We start from the raw sequence: 19,523 nt of genomic DNA on the forward strand, positions 1-19,523 counted from the left end.
CAAGGCCAGGTGGGACGAATCCGGGGCGGGCCGTGTGTACATCGGCACCGGCACGACCCAGTTCCTGGCCCTGCAGTTCGATTCCTCGGTGCCCGGTTACAGCCCCGTGATCCTGGACAAACAGGTTCGTCGCGGCCTCTACCAGGCCATCGATCGCGATTCGTACGCCGACGTGATCGTCGGCGTCCCGGGCCACGCGGGCGACGCCATCCTCCCGCCGGACGATCCGCTGTACTCGTACGTCAAGGACGGCTTCAAGAACGCCTATCCCTACGACCGCGCCCGCGCGCTTAGGACCCTCGAGGGGGACGGCTGGAGGCGCGGAGCAGACGGGATCCTGACCAACGCCGCGGGCGAGCACATCAAGGTCCAGATCAAGATCGGCGCCTCGAGCCAGCGGCAGGGAGCGCTGATCAACGATATGTGGCACCAGATCGGCGTCGACTCGGACATTTACGTGACCCCACCCGCGCGCGTCGCGGATCGCGAGTTCTCCCAGGCGTTTCCGGGCGGCGAGATCGTCGGACGCGGGAGCCACGACGCGGTGCTCACGCGCCTCGAGTGCGGCGAGATCCCGGCGGCGCGCAACGCGTACGCCGGCAACAATCGCGGGCACTGGTGCAACGAGGAGTACGATCGGCTGGTCAACGCGTACCGAACGGACTTGACCGAGGCCGGACGGGGCCAGACGATGGCCCGGATCCAGGACCTCCTCGTGGACGAGCTGCCGCTGCTGCTCCTGAACGTGAACATCGCGAACGTGTTCGCACGCACCGGCGTGACGGCCTTCGCCGACGATTTCGCGGGGGGGTCGGAGGCCGGTCGGCTCTACGGCACGTACAGCCGCAACGCCCACGAGTGGGACGTCCGGTCCTGAACGGGCCGGTCACTCCCGGCGCGGGTCGTCTTTCGGAGCGAGGATCACCTTGCCGATGACCTCCTGCGCCTCGGCGATCCGGTGGGCTTCGGCCGCCTCGGCGAGGGGGAGCACCCGCCCGATGATGGCGTGAATCTGGCCGGCCTCGGCCGCCTTGCGGGCGCGCTCGGCATACTCGGGGCCGCCGCTCGTCCCGCCCAGAATACGGAGCCGATAGGCGTACAGGCGGCTCACGTCGATCTCCACGATCCCGCCGCCGTGGGCGCCGCCGGTCACGAGCCGCCCGTCCCGCGCGAGGCTGAAGAATGCCCCCTTCCAGAGGACCGGGTCCCCGATGTTCTCGGCCACCACATCGACTCCGCGGCCGTCGGTGATGCGAAGCACCTCGGCGGCGAGGTCGCGCGCGCGGTAGTTCACGCCAAAATCCGCCCCATTCGCCAGGCAGCTCGCGACGCGCTCGTCCGTTCCGGCGGCGGCGATCACCGTCGCGCCGGTCAGCTTCGCCACCTGGACGAGCGCGCTCCCCAACGCGCCGGCCGCCCCCATGACCAGCACCCACTCCCCGCCCTGGAGCTGGGCCAGGCCCTGCAGAAAGTGAAAGGCAGCCGAATGATGTCGATTGATCACGCAGGCGTCGGCGATGGACACCCGTGCTGGAATCGCGTTGACGTTTCGCGCCGGCACGCTGACGTAGTCCGCGTATCCGCCCCAGACCGTGACGCCGAGGATCCCCACCGACGAGCACTCCGTTGGCTTCCGGCCGAGGCAGGCGGCGCAGCGGCCGCAGGGCCCGAGCTGGCCGCGCACCGTCACCCGCTCGCCCACTGCCACATTCGCCACGTCGCGTCCGACCGCGGCGACGATGCCCGCCGGGTCATTGCCGAGGACGTGGGGGAGTGGCGGGCGGACGTGGTACCGGCCGGCGCGTACGGCGCAGTCGAGGGTGCGGTTCACGGATACCGCTCGCACCTCGACGAGCACGTCGCCGGGCCCGGGCTCCGGCTCGCGCACCGACCGAAACGTCAGCACGGCCGGTCCGCCGAATGCGTCCATCACCGCTGCGTTCATCGCGCCCTCCGGCACACCGGCTCCGTCGTCGCGTAAGGCTAATCCGGCGGATGCGCTCCGTCCAGCCGTCCTTCCGGGCCTTCCAAGCCCATCATTGACGCGAGTTGAGGGCCATGTTACCGTCTGGACGTCGGGATCCGCCGCGCATTGGTGCAGCGGGTCCGCACCGGTATGCTGCCGCGCGTACGCCCTCGGGCCCCGTTTCCTCGGGGCTCGAGATGAGCAATTGAAAGCGGAGGTGACGACGATGGGTGAGATTCTGGGCCTTGGCGTGACCCACGGCCCATTCGTGCTCTATCCCGAGGCCACCATGGCGAACTTCCTGCGCCGCGGGCTCGCCGATCAGAAAACCCCGCGCGAGCTGCTGGACCCGCGCAACTGGCCCCCGCCCATGCAGGCCGAGTGGGGAAGCGACGAGGGGCTCAGCTCGGCGTTCAAGCATCGCCAGCAGCTCGTGGACGGCTTTCGCCGGACGCGCGAGATCCTCGATCGGTTCAACCCCGACGTCGTGGTGATCTGGGGCGACGACCAGTACGAGAACTTCCGAGAAGACGTCGTTCCCGCCTTCTGCGTCTATATCGAGGACGAGTACCGTTGCAAGCCCTTCTCCCGGCCGGGCGGCCTCGGCACGACGGAGAACGTCTGGGGCGTGGGCGGGGATTGGGAGCTCGTTGCGAAGGGGCACCGCGCCGCGGCAAAGGAGCTGACAAGCTACCTCTTGAGCGAGGAGTTCGACGTGGCGTGGGCGTATCAGCAGCTCCACTTCGACTTTGGCCACGCCTTCTGGCGCACCGTCGCCCACCTCGACTACGATCGAAAGGGCTTCGACTACCCGATCATTCCGTTCCACGTAAACTGCTACGGTCGCCAGTTCACCCGTGGCAAACACGGGGAGCTGGATCCGCCCAGCCCGACGCCCGGCCGCTGCTTCAAGCTCGGGGCGGCCGTCGCCCGCTTTTTCCAGGAGAGCCCGTACCGCACCGCGCTCATCGGCTCGTCGAGCTGGTCGCACGCGTTCTTGACCCAGAAGCACCACCTTCTCTGGCCGGACGTAGAGGCCGACAAGGCGCGCTATGAGGAGCTGCGCGCGGGCAAGCTCGATGCGTGGAAAGGCATCCCCCTTGCCCAGCTCGAGGACGCGGGCGAGCACGAGATGCTGAACTGGATCTGCCTCGCCGGCGCCATGCACGCGCTGGGTCGAAAGCCCACGACGACGGAGTTCGTGGAGTCGTGGGTGTCCAATTCGTGCAAGGTGTTCGCCACCTTCGAGCCATAGCTTCGACGGTCCGACCGGCTACGGCTCCTCGCGCCCCAGGAAGCGGAGGCAGTTCCGCCAGGTGATTGCCTCCATCTCCGCATCCGAGAAACCGAGCGTCCGCAGCGTCTTGCCGACGGGCTTCTCGCGGGGGACGAACGGGAAATCTGTGCCGACCACGAGCTGGCTGGCGCCCATGATGTCGCGCAGGTAGCGGATCGCCCGCCCGTCGAAGAGCAGCGTGTCGTAGTACAGCATCCGGGCATATTCGGTCGGGGATTTTGGCAGGTGCGCCCGGACCGGGTTCTCCCGCGCCGGCGCGGCCGCTGGCGCTTCGCCGTTCCACTGTCCGCTCCAGGCGTGCTCGAAGCGCGGGAGGAAGAACGGGAACGTTCCGCCGCCGTGGCTGAAGGCGAGGCGCAGCCCCGGGCAGCGCTCCAGGACGAGGCCGTTGATAAGGGACGCGATGGTGAGCCCGGTGTCGGTGGGAAAGCCGATCGGGTTATCCTGCCCCGGTCCCACGTAGCGGTCGCGCATGGTGGGGTGGAGCGCGTGGACGAACACCGCCAGGCCGAGCCGCTCGACCTCCTGGAAGAAGGGCAGGAACTCGGCCGATCCCAGCGACTTCCCGAGGATGTTCGATCCCAGCTCGACCCCCAGCAGCCCCATCGCCCGCAGCCCGGCCAGCTCCTTCGTCGCGAAGTCCGGATCCTGGAGTGGGACCATCCCGAGTCCATAGAAGCTCCCCGGCGCGGCCCGGACCATCGACGCGATGAACTCGTTCATGTACCGGCTCATCTCGAGGCCCTCGTCGCGGTTGAACCAGTACGACAGCAGCTCCGGCATCGGGGAGATCACCTGGGCGTCAACGCCCTCGGCGCGCATCTGCGCGCCTCGACGGTCGGTGCTCCAGCACACGTCTCCCACCGTCCGAAAGTTCTCCCCGGCGATCATGACCTTCGCGCGGCCCGGCTCGAAATGGTCCATGGATGGCCACCGGGCTGTGACGCGGCCGGCGCCCGTCGGAAACCGGTCGGGCACGATGTGGGTGTGCAGGTCGATGATCAACGGTTCTGCTCCTTCGGGGATTCGCCCTTGGATGGTGCCGCCGCGGGCGGCTCCCGGTTGCGATCCTGTTACGGAACGGTGGCCCCGCCCCCAACGCTCAGGATTTGACCGGTGATGAACGACGCATCCTCGGAGGCCAGGAATGCGATGGCTGCCGCTTGCTCTTCCTTGGTTCCTGGCCTTCGCATGGGGATGTTCTGGAGGTGCCGCTCCGCCAGTGATTCCATCTGCGCCCGCCGCTGTTCGGGATCGAGAGCGCGTCGGCTCTCCCCAGGAATGCGCGTCACCAGACCGTCGTCAGGGTCCTCAGATACGCTCCAGTGCGGGGCAACGCAATTAATCCGGATGCCCATGGTCGCGGTTTCCAGCGCCAGGCTCGAAGTCATGGCGAACACGCCCCCCTTCGATGCGGCGTAGGGAAAGCGCATGGTTCCGCGCGGGGAGTTCGAGCCGACGTTGACGATCGCGCCCGACCGCCGCTCTACCATGTGTGGCAGAGCCGCCCAGCAGCACCACATCGTCGGCCAGAAGTTGTTCTGAACGTTGGCTACCAACTCTTCCGGCGTATATTCCCAACCGTACTTTGGCCCGTGCATTGAGCCGCCAACGGCGTTCACGAGGATGTCGATCCTGCCCCAGCGCGCGATCGCTGCGGCCATCAGCGCCTTGGCCCCGTCGGACGTGCTGACGTCTCCAATCCACATCTCTGCCTCGGCGCCGTAGCCGCGCAGCTCGCTCACCGTGCGCGCAGCGCCGGGTGGATTGCGGTCCGCCACCATCACGATAGCGCCCTCCTCAGCGAATCGGCGCGCAGTGGCACGACCGATCCCCTGGCCGGAGCCGGTGACCACGGCCACCTTCCCCGCGAGCCGCTTGCCACCAGCGGCGCGCGGGTCGAGCACTGGCTTCCCGTGGGGCGCAGGGTTCTCCGTCATTCCAGCTCCCATTCGTGGATGTTCCAGGAGTCGCCCCCCTGACGCGGCCCGACAAGCGCGGCCACGTGCGCGACGACGCCAAAGTCGTAGTACAGCGGGATCACCGGCAGTTCGTCCGTCATGAGCTTCATGGCTTGCGCGATCTGCCGTGCCCGCTCGTTGCGATCAAGCGTTGAATTGAAAGCGCTGTACAGCCGGTCGTATTCGGGGTTCGACCATGCACCGCGGTTCGATCCCTGCCAGCGATTGGTCGGACCGGGGATCGTTGCGCTGATCAGGGAATTGGGGTCGCCGCCCACGCTGCCTTGAAGCGCCGGGAATGTGGCGCGGAACTCTCCATCACGCAGCCGCGCCACGGGAAAGGGATTCGACGTGGCATCGATACCGTTTCGCTTCCACCCCTCTACGATGATGCTGTTCTGCTGTTCATTCTGTCCCCCAGCGGAGACCCGCAATTCGACGCTCAGGCGACCGTCGCGCGGGCTTGTGAGGATACCATCGGCGCCGCGGGCGTATCCCACCGCACGAAAGAGTCGCTCGGCCTCGCGCGGGTCATACGTGAACTTGGTCACTGATTGGTCCACGATTTGGAACCATGGGTCCGTGGGCAGCACGAGGCTGTTCATCAGGATCCCCTGTCCGTCGAGCAGCCCCTCATTCAGCCCCTGGCGGTCGATCGTCGCTGCCAGAGCCTGTCGCACGCGCAGGTCCAGGATCGCGGTGGGGTTCACGACCTCCGGTCGAAACTGGACCTGGAGAAACCGGCGATCGGTAGGCGTGAGAAGCACTGATCCGCCGTTCCCACCCTCCCACTGGCGCCGCAGCACCTGGCCGTGTTCGAAGCCGATGGTGAAATCGACGGCGATCTGCGTAGTTCCCGCGAGCAGGCCCGCAACCGCGGCGTTCGGGTCGCTGACCACGAGAAGGTGCACGCGGTCGATCAGGGGCCGACCGAGGACGTATCCCGCGAAGGCGGCGCCGTCTAGCGATGTGCCAGGCTCCCACCCGTCCAATCGGTAGGGCCCGGCGCCCACGTACTGGGTCGTCCAGTAGGGAAGATTCGCGAAACTGTCCCCGTCCAGCTCGTGCAGCTGCTCTTCGAGGAGGTGGCTGGGCAGCGGGGAAAAATGACTGTCCAGGATTCCCGCGTCGGGATACGGCTGTCGCCAACGAATCAGGACCGTTTGTGGGTCGCGGGCAACGACCTCCTGGATCAGGTTTTGCGGTGTGGGATCGAATCCCCCGAGAGAGGTGGTTGTGTACACCTCTAGCGCGAAGACGAAATCGGTAGCGGTGAGCGGCGCTCCATCATGCCAGGTGAGGTTCGGCCGGAGTCGGTACACCGTCTCCATCCGCCCGTCCGGCAGCACGATCCAGGAGTCTGTGTTGAGCTGGGGAAGCGTTTCCGCGAGAAGCGCGTGGGGCGAGCTGTGCTCGTCCAAGCGGACCAGATCCGCGTTGAAGATCTGTCGGGTGTTGATGAGGTTCAGTCCCGGTCCTCGTTTTGCGCTGAGCGACCCCGGCTCGCCCCGTATGGCAATCGTCAACGTTTTGCCGGGCCGCGGGGAGTCGTCGGTGACGCGTAGCGCCGGCGATGACCCTGAAACCGAACCGGGCGAGTTGGATGGTGATGCGCAAGCCGCCAACAGCACAGCACTGACAACGAGGAGCGCTGACATCCGGGTCCACGCGAGCAACGACGGTGGCTGCGGGGCTCTACAGCCGCGGGCGGAAACGGCAATTCTGAGCCCGCAGGCGAAGAATCCGTGGACCGGATGACCGCTGATGAACGGATCCTTCGCATCGCTCAGGATGCCAGTAGCCTTTCTGGCCACGCCGCTAGCCATTTTCGCTCGTCACCGGCAGCGCGTCGCCCGATGGCGCGACATCGACGCTACCGGACTTGGCCGCGGCGCCGTTGGCTGGTCTCCGCGCCCGGGTTGCGATCAAGAGCCGCTCGGCGATGACGAACGAGTCCGTTGGCGACAGCACCTCCGGATACTGCCACCGCGTGGTTCCCATCGCGTCGTAGTCCTGATTCGAGAAGTTGTAGTGGTTCAGCCACTCGATGATCAGCTTGAACGTGACGCGTTCGTAGAGCCGCCCCAGCTTGGACTTGATCCGCCGGGAGCGAAAGTAAATGACGCGCGTCAGATTTTCTTCCACTGGCACGCAGTAGCGTGTGTACAGGTGCGGCAGTCGCTGCATGCCCGGCAGGTGCATTCCCCCGCGCCATTCCTCCGGGCCTTCGAGGAAGGGCCGTTTTCGGTAGAGATGTCGGTCGAGAAACTCGAAGAGCCAAGCCCACAGCAGCCGACCCCGGTGGAGCGGCCAGTACCCGCCAACTCGGGGGTAGTACATCTGATAGGGGAGCTTCCCATCCTTGGCGTAGTAGTTCGCCACGCCCTCACGATTCACGGTCGTGACGACCCGGTCGTTCACGATCTTGCTGGAGTACCCCACGGGCGTCCGCGGGCGACCGCCGCCGAGCCGGGTGTGTCCCGAAAACAGGTGGCGTACAGCGTTGCGATGCACGTACCAGCAGTTATGCGCATCGTTCGTGTTTTCGAGAGCGATCATCCAGTTGCAGTGCCAGTACTGGTACGTCGTGAGAACGAGCATCTCGGCGCTTTCGTCGAACAGCTCGGGAGGTACGTCTTCCTCGATGGGGGCTGGCTGGCCGTCGCCCATCCAGACGAACACGGTACCCTTCAGCGTTCTGGTGGGATACTTCCGCGCAGTGAGCTTTCCCACCATCTTTGAATCGGGGCCCTCGGTGATGAACTCGACGCAGTTTCCGTCGCCGTCGAATGTGGCTCCGTGGTATGGACAGCTTAAGAATCCCTTCCAGTAGCAGTCGCCCCACGACAGCATGGCCCCGCGATGGGGGCAGTAGTCCCACAAGCACTGGACCGCGCCCTCGCGGTCGCGAAAGAAGACGAGGTCCTTGCCGAGCATCTTGAGCCCTACCGGCTTCTTTTGCGACACGTCGCGGGCCGGGATCGCCGGGTACCAGTACTCCTGCAAACCAAGAGGCGGGATCAGGCTGCGGCGATCGCTGGGGTCGGTCGGTGGGACGAAGGGGATAGGCTCACGGCCATGCGTCCCGCGAGCGTACTTCTTCCATCCTCCCGGGTAACCGCCCCGAATGCGATTGAACGCCGCAAGCAGGCCCATGTCGACCTCCCGACTCGTGATGGCGCACAGTGGAGACCCCGATCCGTTCTTTTGGTCGGGGTCTAGAACACCAATTTGACGGGGTCTGTCCGGTATGTCACCGGGGGCATATCGCACTCGACCCCCTCGCGCCGATTCGCTTCGATGAAGTAGCGCCGCACCTCGGGGTCCTCGTCCTCATAGTCGATGAGGACGCCTCCCTCGCGGACCGGCAGATACACGCCGCCCTCGTCGCCGGACCGCTGGGTCGCCAAGGGACTGGCTCCCCCGTAGACGGCGACGTGGCGAGCCGGCACTTTGCCGGTGCTCATGTGTTGATGGAACCATCCATCCGGTGGCACGTAGATGCTGTTCGGTCCCCATTCGACCAGCTTCACTTTGTCGCCGTGGCCGTCCTGCCAGGGGTGAATGCCCAGCTCACGCGGCCAAAGGTTCACGTAGCCGTGCCCCTTGAGCCCGACGAGCACGGCGCCTGGGCCGTGGTAGTGGGCCTTGTGGTATCGCCCCACGGGCCACTCGGAGATGTGGCCGGAGGGGAAGCCCCCCGCCATTCGGTATCCGGTGAGCTGGCCGCCGGCGACCTTTTGCTCGAGGTTCTCGACGAACTCCTCGCTGACGTTGGGGATGAAGTTCGTGTACCAGATGGTGGCGTTGTACCGACCGGACGTGACGCGATTCTCAGTCCGATTGAAGTACGATTCGCTGCCATTGTAGACGTCCAGGAAATCGAAGTCGGAGTTGAACACGAACTCGAACTGGCTGTCCGGGCTGCTCACGTCGCCGGTCCACGCGCCGAAGAGGCCATTGAACACGCGCGGCGCGGTGGTGACGCCAAAGTATAGGACGGGCTCCCGCCCGACGTTGATCATCCGGTAATACGTGTTCTTCGGTGGCGCGAAGAGGCTGCCCTTGCCCCATTCGAAGGAGCGCTTGGGGCTGTTCTTCTGCCAGACCTCGGTGGCGCCGCGCCCCTGCAGGATCAGCGTGAACTGCTCGTACAGGTGGTGTTGCACGTCCAGCGCCTCGCCCGGCGGGATCTCGCAGACGAACATCCCGCGCTCCGCCTGATAGGTGCCGTCCAGCTCGAGAAACGTCCCCAGCCCCTTTCCGGTTCGCGGCCACGGCTTTCTGGGGACCGCAGTGATATCCACGACGCCGGCGACGTCGAAATGGATCGGGATCCCTTCATTTTTCATCCAACGGTAGTACGGATACCGCTCGCGCGCCTTCAGGTCCGCGGGCACGTACGGTGAGGATGACTGCATCCTGTATCCCTTCCGCCTTTCGAGGCTCGCTGTCCGAGATAGCCGGGCGGTGCGAGGGTGTTCATGCGCCCGCTATGGTCCAGCAGGCCTGCCGCCCACCCGCGAGTTTAAAGTCCACTTCTCGTCGACGCAAACATCAGAGCCAGCACGCCGGCGGAGAACCGGGGCACGAGGGGACCCTCCTTTCTCCTCGACGGGGGAGGGTCGGGGAGGGGGCGGAACGAGCGACTCATTCACGGACCGTCATTGGACCTTCGTCGCCCGTGGGCTCCGGGTCAAAATTTCCGTCCGTCCCCTACCCGTCCACGGTCGCGTAGCGCTCCTGGAGCCAGCACGCGAGGAGCGAGATCAGCCACAGCGGCTCGTCTCTCCACTGCTCGTCGATGCGCCGGTGCAGCGCCAGGCGCTCCATCGCGGTCGCGTCCTCCAGCTCCTCGATCGCGTGGACCAGGAAGGAGGCCGGTCCGGGCCACGGAATGTACCGGCTGTCGATGAGGCCGGCGAAGCGATCCGGGTGGGCCGCGGCCTGCCGGACCAGGTATCGACAGCGGTCTCCATCGTGGCGAACGTCCTGTGGCTCCATTGCGCCCACGATCTCCCATAGCACCAGGACTCGTTGATGCTCCGGTAACGTCTCCAACTGTCGAACGAGGACGACCCACTCATTCCGCAGCGCATTGAGCAACCGGCAGGAGTCTTGGCCGGCGTGCGCAAAACTGCACCAGCGACGGGCGATCTTCCGCGCGCTGTACACCAGCTTCTCGACATGCGCCTCAGCTGTCGTGGTCGCGCTCTCCGGACCGCTGCGACGTACGGCCGAGTGTAGGAGCCGGAGGGTCCCGGCATCGAGGCGACCCTCCTCCGGATCGGCCTCCAGTTGATCGAGGGCGCGTCGAAAGGCCTCTTGCATGAGCATGGAGAACTCCGCCGATGGAATTCCGTGGCCGTCCGGCTCGCGCGCCGGTTGACAGAAATGTGCGCCCCGTTTCGCCCAAGAGCCATACCCGGATGGATGGGATTGGCCCACCCGTTGGGGTGGGAAACCGTGGCTGGCTAGAATTCCGGGCTAGGCTCGAGGCGGCTCCTCACGACAATGGAGCGCAGCGCCATGACGATGACCCCGGAACTGCCTGCCGATCACGATCAGATCTCCGCTGGTGGCCTCACGTCGGTGGAGGCTCGCCGACGCCTCGCCGCCACCGGTCCCAATTTGATCGAGACGGGGCAGCGATTCTGGGCCGTACGCTCGCTTCTAACCCTGATCCTCAACCCTCTCGTCTTGATCCTGCTCGCGGCGAGCGTCCTATCCGGCGTCGTCGGCGAGCCCGTCAACGCGACCTTGATCGCCCTGATGGTGCTCCTCAGCATCGCCCTGGACTTCGTGCAGATGTTTCAATCCCAGCAGGCAGCGAGCCGCCTGCGCACGCTGGTCGCTCCAACGGCGCGCGTCTGGCGCGACGGCGCGCCGCGAGAGATCCCCGTGGCGGAGATCGTTCCCGGCGACCTCATCGACCTGAGGGCGGGGGACCTCGTCCCGGCCGATGCCTCGCTGCTCTCTTCCACGACCCTCAGCGTCGACGAAGCAGCGCTCACCGGAGAGTCTCTCCCCGTGGAGAAGCGCGCCGGAGATGGCGACAAACTGTTCGCGGGCACGTCGATCGTCAGCGGTGTCGCGCGGGCGACCGTGACCGCCACGGGGCGGCGAACGCAGTTCGGGACCATCGCGCACGCCCTCGTAGAGCGCGCGCCGCCGAGCGACTTCGAGCTAGGGATGCGGAGTTTCGGCTTCCTGATCATGCGCACAGTCATCGCGCTCGTTTTGTTCGTCCTGCTGGTGAACGCGCTGCTGCGACGGGACCCCCTCGAGTCGCTGCTCTTCGCCCTCGCCCTCGCCGTGGGCCTCACGCCCGAGTTCCTCCCGATGATCACGACGGTGACGCTCGGGCGCGGCGCCCTGCGGATGGCTCGAGAGCGGGTGATCGTGAAGCGGCTGGAATCCATCGAAAATCTGGGCAGCATGGACGTGCTGTGCAGCGACAAGACCGGCACCCTCACCGAGGGACGTATCACCCTCGAGCAGCACGTCGACGTCGACGGACATAGCTCGGCGAGCGTTCTCCGGTGGGCGTGCGTCAACAGCGCGCTGGAGACCGGTATTCGGAGTCCGCTGGACGAAGCGATCCTGGCCCACGAGCATGAGGCCATCCCGTCGTTTTCGAAGCGGGCAGAGCTGCCCTTCGACTTCGAGCGTCGACGGGTGAGCGTCCTCGCCATGGGGCCCGAGGGAACGGTCATTATCACGAAGGGGGCGCCCGAGAGCGTGATGGACCTCTGTACGCGCGTGGACGGACCGGCCGGACCGGAGCCGCTGACGGACGAGCTGCGAGGGCGTGCGCGTGCGACCTTCGAGCGGTTGAGTCGTGAGGGCTACCACACGCTCGCCGTGGCCTGGAAGCCCGTAGGGCCGGAACAGGAGACCATCGACGCCGGAGACGAGATGGAAATGACGCTAAGCGGGTTCGCGGCCTTCATGGACCCGCCAGACCCCTCGGCGGCCGATACGCTCGAACGACTTGCCCGAGCCGGCGTCACCGTCAAGATCCTGACGGGCGATGGTGAGCTGGTGACGGGCGCCATCTGCGCGCGGGTCGGCCTCCGCGCGGACCTGGTCGTCACGGGCGACGCAGTAGGCCGAATGAGTGATGAGGCGCTGGCAGCCACCGTCGAGCGCGCCGGCATCTTCGCCCGCGTCTCGCCTTCGCAGAAGCATCGCATCATCCTGGCGTTGAAGCGCCGACGACACGTCGTCGGCTACATGGGCGACGGCATCAACGACGCGCCCTCGCTGCACGCGGCGGACGTCGGGATCTCCGTTTCCAACGGGGTCGACGTCGCCAAGGCGGCCGCGGACATCATTCTCCTCGAGCGGAGCCTCGCGCCGATCTACCGCGGTGTCATCGAAGGTCGACGGAGCTTCGGAAACATCACGAAATACGTGCTCATGGGTACCAGCTCGAACTTCGGCAACATGTTGAGCATGGCCGGCGCCGCCGCGTTCCTGCCCTTCTTGCCCCTACTCCCCGTTCAGATTTTGCTGAACAACTTCCTCTACGACATGTCGCAGGTCACGATCCCAACCGACAACGTCGACGACGCCTACGTGATGCGACCGCGGAAATGGGATACGGCGATGGTCCAGCGCTTCATGGTGGGACTCGGTCCGGTCAGCTCTGTCTACGACTTCTTGACGTTTGGGATCCTCCTGTTCGGCTTTCACGCGGCCCCGCCCGAATTTCGCGCGGGCTGGTTCATCGAGTCGCTCGCGACGCAGACGCTGGTCATTTTCGTGATCCGGACCGCGGGAAATCCGCTCCGTAGTCGCCCCAGCAACCAGCTCCTCCTCGGCGTGGCGATCGCCATCGCCGTCGGCCTGGGAATCGTCGTCTCACCGGCTGGCGATCGCATCGGCTTCACACCGCTCCCGCCGGTCTTCTTCGGCATCCTTGGGCTGATGGTGCTGACGTATCTCGCCATCGTCGAGCTGCTCAAACGCCGCCTGTATTCGTCGTGGTGACTCGGCGGACGCGGACGCGCCCGGGCCAGAATGGACCCCGGAATTCGGCTATTATCCAGAGGGACGCATCCGCTGGGGCCACCTGGCGAAGAATGAGACTGCCCAAGGGATCCGAGGCGATGCGCCCTTTCGCGAAGGGGGCCGCGGAGTGGACCCGTCGATACGGTCTATCGAGATCTTGCTGGTTGAAGACAGCCCCGGCGACGTCCGTCTCACCATCGAGGCGCTCCGCGATGGGCGGGTGCCTAACCACCTGAACGTTGCGCGAGATGGCGTCGAGGCGCTCGACTTTCTGCATCATCGGGGCCAATTCACTGATGTCCCCATGCCTGACCTCATTCTGCTCGACCTCAACCTCCCGCGGAAGGATGGCCGCGAGGTGCTGGCTGAGATCAAGGCCGACCCCTCGTTGAAGCGGATTCCCGTCGTGGTTCTCACGACCTCGAGCGCCGAACAGGACGTGCTCCGGAGTTACGATTTGCACGCGAATTGCTATATCACGAAGCCAGTTGACCTGGACCAGTTCATTCGGGTGGTCCGCACCATCGAGGATTTCTGGCTGGCCGTGGTGACCCTGCCAAGTTGATGCCCGAATCACCGGCCACCCCCGATCCCATCGGCCACGATCGCCCGAGAGTGACGACTTCGTGATGAGCCGGGAACAGCCATCGGACGGAAACGCGAACGCGCCTGCGAATCGCTACGGCGCGGACGCCCCCGAGTCGCGGTTTCGGGCACTCCTCGAGTGGGCGCCGGACGCCGTCGTTATCGTGGACGCGGCGGGCCGCATCAGCATCGTGAATCGCCAGACCGAGCGCATGTTCGGCTATGAGCGGCGCGACCTCATCGGAAAGCCGGTTGAGATTCTGCTGCCCGAGCGGTTCCACGCCGCCCACGTTGGACATCGCGAGCAATACTCGACGGCGCCGAGAACCAGGCCCATGGGCGCCGGCCTCGAGCTTTTCGGGAAACGAAAGGACGGCAGCGAGTTCCCGGTCGAGATCAGCCTCAGCCCGGTCATGGAGGGCGGCGAGCGCCTCGTGGTCAGCATCATTCGGGACGTAACGGACCGCAAAGAGGTCGAGGCGCAGCTCCATCGAGCGGCGCGCGCCCTCGAGCGCCAGGCGGCGGAGCTGGCCCAGTCAAACGCTGAGCTGGAGCAGTTCGCCTACGTCGCATCCCACGATCTTCAGGAGCCGCTCCGCATGGTCGCCAGCTACACGCAGCTGCTGGCGCGGCGCTATCGCGGCAAGCTCGGTGAGGACGCCGACGAGTTCATCGGCTACGCGGTCGACGGCGCGACGCGGATGCAGGCCCTCATCAACGATCTCCTGACATACGCCCGCATTGGGACCCAGGCTCGCGACCCCGAGCCGACCGACACCGGAGCGATCGTGGACCTCGTCATCTCGGATCTCTCCGCTGCCATTGCCGAGGCGAGTGCGACCGTGACCCACGGTCCGCTCCCAACGGTCGAGGCCGACCCCACGCAGCTCGGGCAGCTCTTCCAGAACCTGATCAGCAATGCGGTGAAGTTCCGTGGGGAGCGACCGCCCGTCGTGGAGATCACGGCCGAGCGCGCGGGCGAAGATTGGCGTTTCGCGGTTCGCGACAACGGCATCGGTATTGCGCCGGAGTATCTCGACCGGATCTTTGTGATCTTTCGGCGACTACACGGGCGAACGGAATATCCTGGCACCGGAATCGGGCTCGCGATCTGTAAGAAGATCGTCGAGCGCCACGGCGGTCGAATCTGGGTCGAGTCGAAGCCGGACGAGGGCTCGACGTTTTGTTTCACGCTCCCAGCCCGCGCTGCACGCAGCTAAGCGGACTCCAGCTCCCCGCGAAATGACGAGCGACCGGCGGGAGATGTCATTCCCGCCGGTCGCTCGCTCGAGTTGCCTTGCGACGCCTCGTCGCACTCAGCGCGCGTGGGCCATCGTCCTCGTCGCGGCGGGCCTCTCGGCCTCCGTCGTCGCCGGGGCGGGGGGCTCCGCGACGGACGTCGCAGAGCCCATCGCGCGCTCCGACTGAACGAAGCCCGCGCCGGTCCACAGAATCAGAAAGACCATCGAGGCGACGAGGGCGGCCCAGACCGCGAAAAACCAGGCCAGCCCAAGCGCGCTGATCGCAGAGATCGTGCCGGTGGCCTCTGGGGCGCCGGGCGCTGGGAGGAATACCGCCCCGCCCAGCACGAGCAGCATCAAGATGACGAATATCGCTCCGGAGATGCGAACCGCGGACATCGCGACCCTCCTTTCCCGCTACGCGCCCACGCCGACCGGCACGCGGCGCAGCCCCCCGTAGTGCTTCTCGTCGATGCCCCTGCGGAAGGACGTGTAGGTGCTGCCCCGCGCGATGGGGATGAAGGGCTCATTGATCTCGCGATCGCGGATCACTGCCATCGGCTCCTCTCCGCGCTCGACCTTTTCGACGTTCTCGAGGAGCAGCTTGTGGTAGAGAACGATCCCCTTATCCGACGTGACCAGATGCTCGGTCGTTCGGTCGGTGATGGGACCCTGTCCCACCCAGGCCAGCTCGTCCTGGGGGAGGATGGTGTCGCCGACGATGCGCCCCTGCTGGTCGTATCGAAGGGGCTCGCGCTGAACCGGCATGCGGGTCCACAGGGTTTCGCCGGGCTTGGGGCGCGAACCCATGATCGCGAAGTGCAGGGTGTTGGTGTCGTCGACGGGCACGCGAATCTGGCAGCTGATCTGGTCCGGTCCGCCCTGGGCGAGGATGTTGGGGAAGATGATGGGGTGGCCGATTTTCCAGTCGGTGTTGGTCTCGTCGTCCGGCTGGCCCTCCACGAGCCGCCGTTTGTAGATCCCATACTCCCAAAGATCGAACTCGATCTTTTGGTGCTTCGAGACGTTGATCATCGGCGGCAGACCGAGCTTCTTCATCACGTAGTTCCCGTACACGCCGTGGAGATGCTCGAAGTGGATGGGATCGAGCGAGTTGTCCATGCACTGGAGCCAATTGCAGGGCAGCGGCGTGATCACGAGGCTCTTGTTCATGTCGGTTCGCACGAACATGTCCCATCGCGGGAGCAGCGGCGCCGGCTCCGGGCCCAGGTACGCGAAGACGAGCCCGCCCAGCGTCTCCACCTTGTAGGATGGGATCTTCAACGGAAGCGTCGCCGGCTCGAACGGCATGTCGACGCACCGACCCTCGGTGTCGAAGGTCCAGCCGTGATAGGGGCAGCGGAGCCCGTTCTCCTGCGGAATGCCGTATTCGAGTGCCATGTTTCGATGGGGACAGCGACGCCCGATGAGCCCAAGCTGGCCGCGCTCACCGCGAAAGAGAACCAGGTCCTCGCCCAAGAGTCGAACCCGTTGTACCGGCTCCTGGTCCAGCTCCGCTTCCGCGCCAATCGGGTGCCAGTACCGGCGCAGCAAGTCGCCCATCGGCGTTCCGGGACCCACGCGCGTCAGACGTTCATTCTCTTCCTGGGTAATCATATGTCCTCCTCGTTGGGTGAGTGTCCGTGACCAGCGTTGCGATCAGCGGGCGTTGCTATCGAGCAAGATTGCCGGCTTGGGCTATCGGGATGAACCATCTCGCGGTTACAGGAACAGGCGATTGGCGGATTCGCTGGGGACGGTCAACCCCATGGACTGGATGACGGGGCCGACTTCGTTGACGTAGTCCCGCCGGGCCTCCTCGTTCAATCGTCGCTTGAGCCCCCATGCGATGTAGCGCTCGGCCCTGCGCGAGCCGGACCGCCCGAACATGTCGAGCGCCTTCGGATACCAGCGGTCGATCGCCGCCTGGGCCAGTGGCTTCATCTCCGGGTCCGCCGCCAGCCGCGCGAGCCGGGAGGTGCCGAAGCCAACGTGCCCGACTTCCTCGCGCATGATCTGCGGCAGCACCTGCTCGAGCGGCTGGAACGTGGATCCGACCATCTCTTCGACCTGGAATCGGCCGACGCGGTCGATCAGGCAGCAGAAGGCCGCGACGTCCGCCCAGGTCGGCACGTCCGTCGTGCGGAATGCCTCGAGGAATCGCTCGGAATTCGGTCGCCGAAGCAGATCGGTGCGGTCGACGCCGATCGACTGGAGGAGTCCGTGCATGGCACGGAAGTGGTCCACCTCCTCGGCAAGGATGTGGGTCAACCGGAACATGTCGTCGGCGGTGGGTGCGTCGAGGAACCACTGGGGCCCATAGACGTGGGGTCCCCCGATTTCGCAGTCGGCTTGGATGGTCAGGAGCCGGACAACCAGGTCGCGGTACTCCTCCGGCATCTTTTGGAAGTCTTTCGAGTCGACGCGGTCGGTAAAGGTGGCATGGCTCATGGCTCGCTCCTCCCGGGGGTCACGCTACGAGGAGCATACGGAGCGACGTGGCCACGAGCCTCCGCTGGCGGGGTGGTCGTGGCGCCCACAAAATGGGTGGGGGCGGCCCACCCAAACGGGTGGGAGCCCATCTCCCTCAGGCCTGTCTACGGGCATTCCACCTAGGGCGAAGCGCTCACGCCGGGCGCCCTCGCGGTGTGACGCCCGGTCGTATGCCAGAGAAGCGCGGCGAAGACCAGGAAGACGACGGTGGCGATCGTGCCCCCGAGGGCCACCAGCACGTCCCAGCCTTCCGCGTAGCCGCCGATGATCTCGGCCCCCGCTCGCAGCGCGGCGCTCACGAAAAGGCTCCACATGAGCGCGGCGAGCAGCAGCGGGCGTCCCATCATGAGGGGAGAAAAGCCGGGAAGGATCCGAGACGCCATGAAGACGATGACGGGCAGGAGGAATCCCTGCGCGAGGGCATGCCGGGCGGCCGAGAGCGCCAGGAGCGTCGTCGAGGAGCCCGCTTCCCCGCTCAGCGCCGCGAAGCCGTTGGTCGCCGCCGCGGCGATGAGGAAGGCGAATGCGACGCGCAGCCACAGGCGCGGCGGCTCCGTGATGTGGGGGAGTGTGCTGGCCCGAGCTGGCGGATCAAAGAGCCGGAGGGCGAGGGCATACAGCGCGGCGCCGGCCAGTTGCGCGAGCGCGCCGAGGGCGCGAATCACGATCGCGTCTGACGCCAGCAGCCAGGTCAAGGGCGTGCCCAGGCTCCCTACGGCCCACAGGAGCAACGCCGGGCGAATCAGGTTCGAGCGGGCGGCTCGCAGCAGCAGCATGTTGGGCCAGGTGTGGCGCGCGATGGCCAGGATCATCGTCGCCGCGAACCCCCACAGCTCGAGGTGGATGATCGCTTCGTCGAGCCCGCTTGGGACGGTCACCGCTCCTCCGGCGAGACCGAAGCTCGCGACGACCAGAAGAACCTGCGAGGCGATGAGGCTGGTCGCCATCGTCAGCGGCAGGATGATCGGCTCGCGGTCACCCGGTGACCTGCCCTGGCGTACGGCGACGCCGAACGCGTACACGGCGAGGATGATGCCGAAGAACGGGAGGAGGCCGCTGAGGACCATCGCGATGCTCCGCGGCGTCGATAGCGGCAGCGGCTGCCCCAGGGCCCGCAGCGCGACCCCCACTGCGACAGCGATCCCTCCGGTCGACACCAGCGCGCCGCGCTCGAGGTGCGTGCGGTGGAACCGAGGCAGGAGGCGCGAGCCCACCGCGACAATGGTCAGCACCATGAATCCGAGCGCCTGGACCTGCCCGTGCCCCTGGATGAGCGCGCCAACGTCGGCGCCGACCGGCACGCGGAGCACGAAGCTCAGCATGAGGGTGAGTCCCAGTCCGAACCCGCCGATGAGAGCGAGGAGTAGGCTTGCGCGCAGCAGGAGCGCGTATGGATCGCGCAGCACGTCCACGTCTATCGGAGCGCTGAAGAACCGCCCGCCCGGCGTGAAGGCGAGCGGCTGGGTGCAAAGGGTTTTGGCGCAACCTTCGGCATCCCGTCAGCCCGGACGTTCGGACCCGCGAGCATGCGCGCGGCGGCGTTTTTCCTGGATGCCGGCCCACTCGGCGGATCCGATCTTGAATGACATCGTGATCTCAGCGACGCGTCGGCCGAGGGCCCGCGCGACATCTTCCTCGGCGGGCGACGGCATGCGGTCGCCTTCCGCCCCACTGATCGCTGTGCTGCCGTAGACGGGCGTCTCATTCTCGAGAATCGGCTGCTGCTGGCCCGGCGTCACCACGATCATCCCGAAATGCATGAACATCGTGAGGATCGAGTGGAGTGTCTGCTCGTTCCCACCGTGCGGCGTGCCGGTCGCGGTGAACGCCGCCCCGATCTTGTTGTGGAAGCGAAAGTGACGCCACGGACGGGTCCGATCCGTGATCGGCGGATTGCTGGCCGTCGCGCAGTCCTCGAACAGCCGTTTCACGGGCGATGCCATGCTGCCGAAATAACCGGGTGA

17 protein-coding genes are annotated in these 19,523 nt (G+C 66.1%); 5 read left to right on the plus strand and 12 right to left on the minus strand.

The genetic code is table 11. The annotated features are described in order from the left end of the window. Nucleotides 1-877: ABC transporter substrate-binding protein (locus VFC51_03480; GenBank protein HZT06066.1), on the plus strand; the 877-nt coding region annotated here is incomplete at its 5' end. A gap of 9 nt (nt 878-886) precedes the next feature. On the opposite strand, the gene VFC51_03485 is transcribed toward VFC51_03480, so the two are convergent. Then, nucleotides 887-1,945: a zinc-binding dehydrogenase gene (locus VFC51_03485; GenBank protein ID HZT06067.1), complete on the minus strand. Its 1,059-nt coding sequence runs from the start codon at nt 1,943-1,945 to the stop codon at nt 887-889. Nucleotides 1,946-2,192: 247 nt separating this feature from the next. Between VFC51_03485 and VFC51_03490 the strand changes: the two genes are divergently transcribed. Then, entirely contained in the window at nt 2,193-3,221 is a 1,029-nt protein-coding gene (locus VFC51_03490; protein HZT06068.1) for an extradiol ring-cleavage dioxygenase, read from the plus strand. 18 nt (nt 3,222-3,239) lie between these two features. Here the strand turns inward: VFC51_03490 and VFC51_03495 are convergent, their stop codons facing one another. The 6 genes from VFC51_03495 to VFC51_03520 form a co-directional block, all read right to left on the minus strand. After that, nucleotides 3,240-4,268, minus strand: coding sequence for an amidohydrolase family protein (locus VFC51_03495; protein HZT06069.1), 1,029 nt, complete (start codon nt 4,266-4,268; stop codon nt 3,240-3,242). Nucleotides 4,269-4,336: 68 nt separating this feature from the next. Then, nucleotides 4,337-5,203, minus strand: coding sequence for an SDR family NAD(P)-dependent oxidoreductase (locus VFC51_03500; GenBank protein ID HZT06070.1), 867 nt, complete (start codon nt 5,201-5,203; stop codon nt 4,337-4,339). After that, entirely contained in the window at nt 5,200-6,750 is a 1,551-nt protein-coding gene (locus VFC51_03505) for an ABC transporter substrate-binding protein (protein ID HZT06071.1), read from the minus strand. Before VFC51_03505 ends, VFC51_03500 begins: the two co-directional genes overlap by 4 nt. A 292-nt stretch (nt 6,751-7,042) precedes the next feature. Further along, the gene (locus VFC51_03510) at nt 7,043-8,380 is read right to left on the minus strand and encodes a Rieske 2Fe-2S domain-containing protein (protein ID HZT06072.1); all 1,338 of its coding nucleotides are present in this window, start codon (nt 8,378-8,380) and stop codon (nt 7,043-7,045) included. Nucleotides 8,381-8,442: 62 nt separating this feature from the next. Continuing rightward, on the minus strand, nt 8,443-9,645 hold the full coding sequence (locus tag VFC51_03515) for a hypothetical protein (protein ID HZT06073.1): 1,203 nt from the start codon (nt 9,643-9,645) through the stop codon (nt 8,443-8,445). Nucleotides 9,646-9,940: 295 nt separating this feature from the next. Continuing rightward, a complete protein-coding gene (locus VFC51_03520) occupies nt 9,941-10,561 on the minus strand; it encodes a hypothetical protein (GenBank protein ID HZT06074.1) in 621 nt (206 codons plus the stop codon). Nucleotides 10,562-10,753: 192 nt separating this feature from the next. On the opposite strand from VFC51_03520, the gene mgtA reads away from it, so the two are divergent. From mgtA to VFC51_03535, 3 genes are all read left to right on the plus strand, one after another. Then, a complete protein-coding gene (mgtA, locus tag VFC51_03525; GenBank protein HZT06075.1) occupies nt 10,754-13,219 on the plus strand; it encodes a magnesium-translocating P-type ATPase in 2,466 nt (821 codons plus the stop codon). 148 nt (nt 13,220-13,367) lie between these two features. Further along, nucleotides 13,368-13,805: a response regulator gene (locus VFC51_03530; protein HZT06076.1), complete on the plus strand. Its 438-nt coding sequence runs from the start codon at nt 13,368-13,370 to the stop codon at nt 13,803-13,805. Nucleotides 13,806-13,869: 64 nt separating this feature from the next. After that, the gene (locus VFC51_03535; GenBank protein ID HZT06077.1) at nt 13,870-15,045 is read left to right on the plus strand and encodes an ATP-binding protein; all 1,176 of its coding nucleotides are present in this window, start codon (nt 13,870-13,872) and stop codon (nt 15,043-15,045) included. Between the two features lie 96 nt (nt 15,046-15,141). Here VFC51_03535 and VFC51_03540 read toward each other — a convergent pair whose 3' ends face one another. From VFC51_03540 to VFC51_03560, 5 genes are all read right to left on the minus strand, one after another. Beyond that, nucleotides 15,142-15,465: a hypothetical protein gene (locus tag VFC51_03540; GenBank protein ID HZT06078.1), complete on the minus strand. Its 324-nt coding sequence runs from the start codon at nt 15,463-15,465 to the stop codon at nt 15,142-15,144. A gap of 18 nt (nt 15,466-15,483) precedes the next feature. Then, nucleotides 15,484-16,683 carry a Rieske 2Fe-2S domain-containing protein gene (locus tag VFC51_03545; protein HZT06079.1) on the minus strand — a complete coding sequence of 400 codons (1,200 nt, stop codon included), beginning with the start codon at nt 16,681-16,683 and terminating at the stop codon, nt 15,484-15,486. Between the two features lie 105 nt (nt 16,684-16,788). Beyond that, entirely contained in the window at nt 16,789-17,517 is a 729-nt protein-coding gene (locus tag VFC51_03550; GenBank protein ID HZT06080.1) for a Phenylacetic acid catabolic protein, read from the minus strand. Between the two features lie 161 nt (nt 17,518-17,678). After that, nucleotides 17,679-18,965 (minus strand): hypothetical protein, encoded by a 1,287-nt coding sequence (locus VFC51_03555; protein HZT06081.1) that lies wholly within the window; start codon nt 18,963-18,965, stop codon nt 17,679-17,681. Between the two features lie 93 nt (nt 18,966-19,058). Further along, nucleotides 19,059-19,523: NAD(P)H-dependent oxidoreductase (locus VFC51_03560; GenBank protein HZT06082.1), on the minus strand; the 465-nt coding region annotated here is incomplete at its 5' end.

The sequence above is a fragment of the Chloroflexota bacterium genome (assembly GCA_035652535.1).
Lineage (GTDB): Bacteria > Chloroflexota > UBA6077 > UBA6077 > SHYK01 > DASRDP01.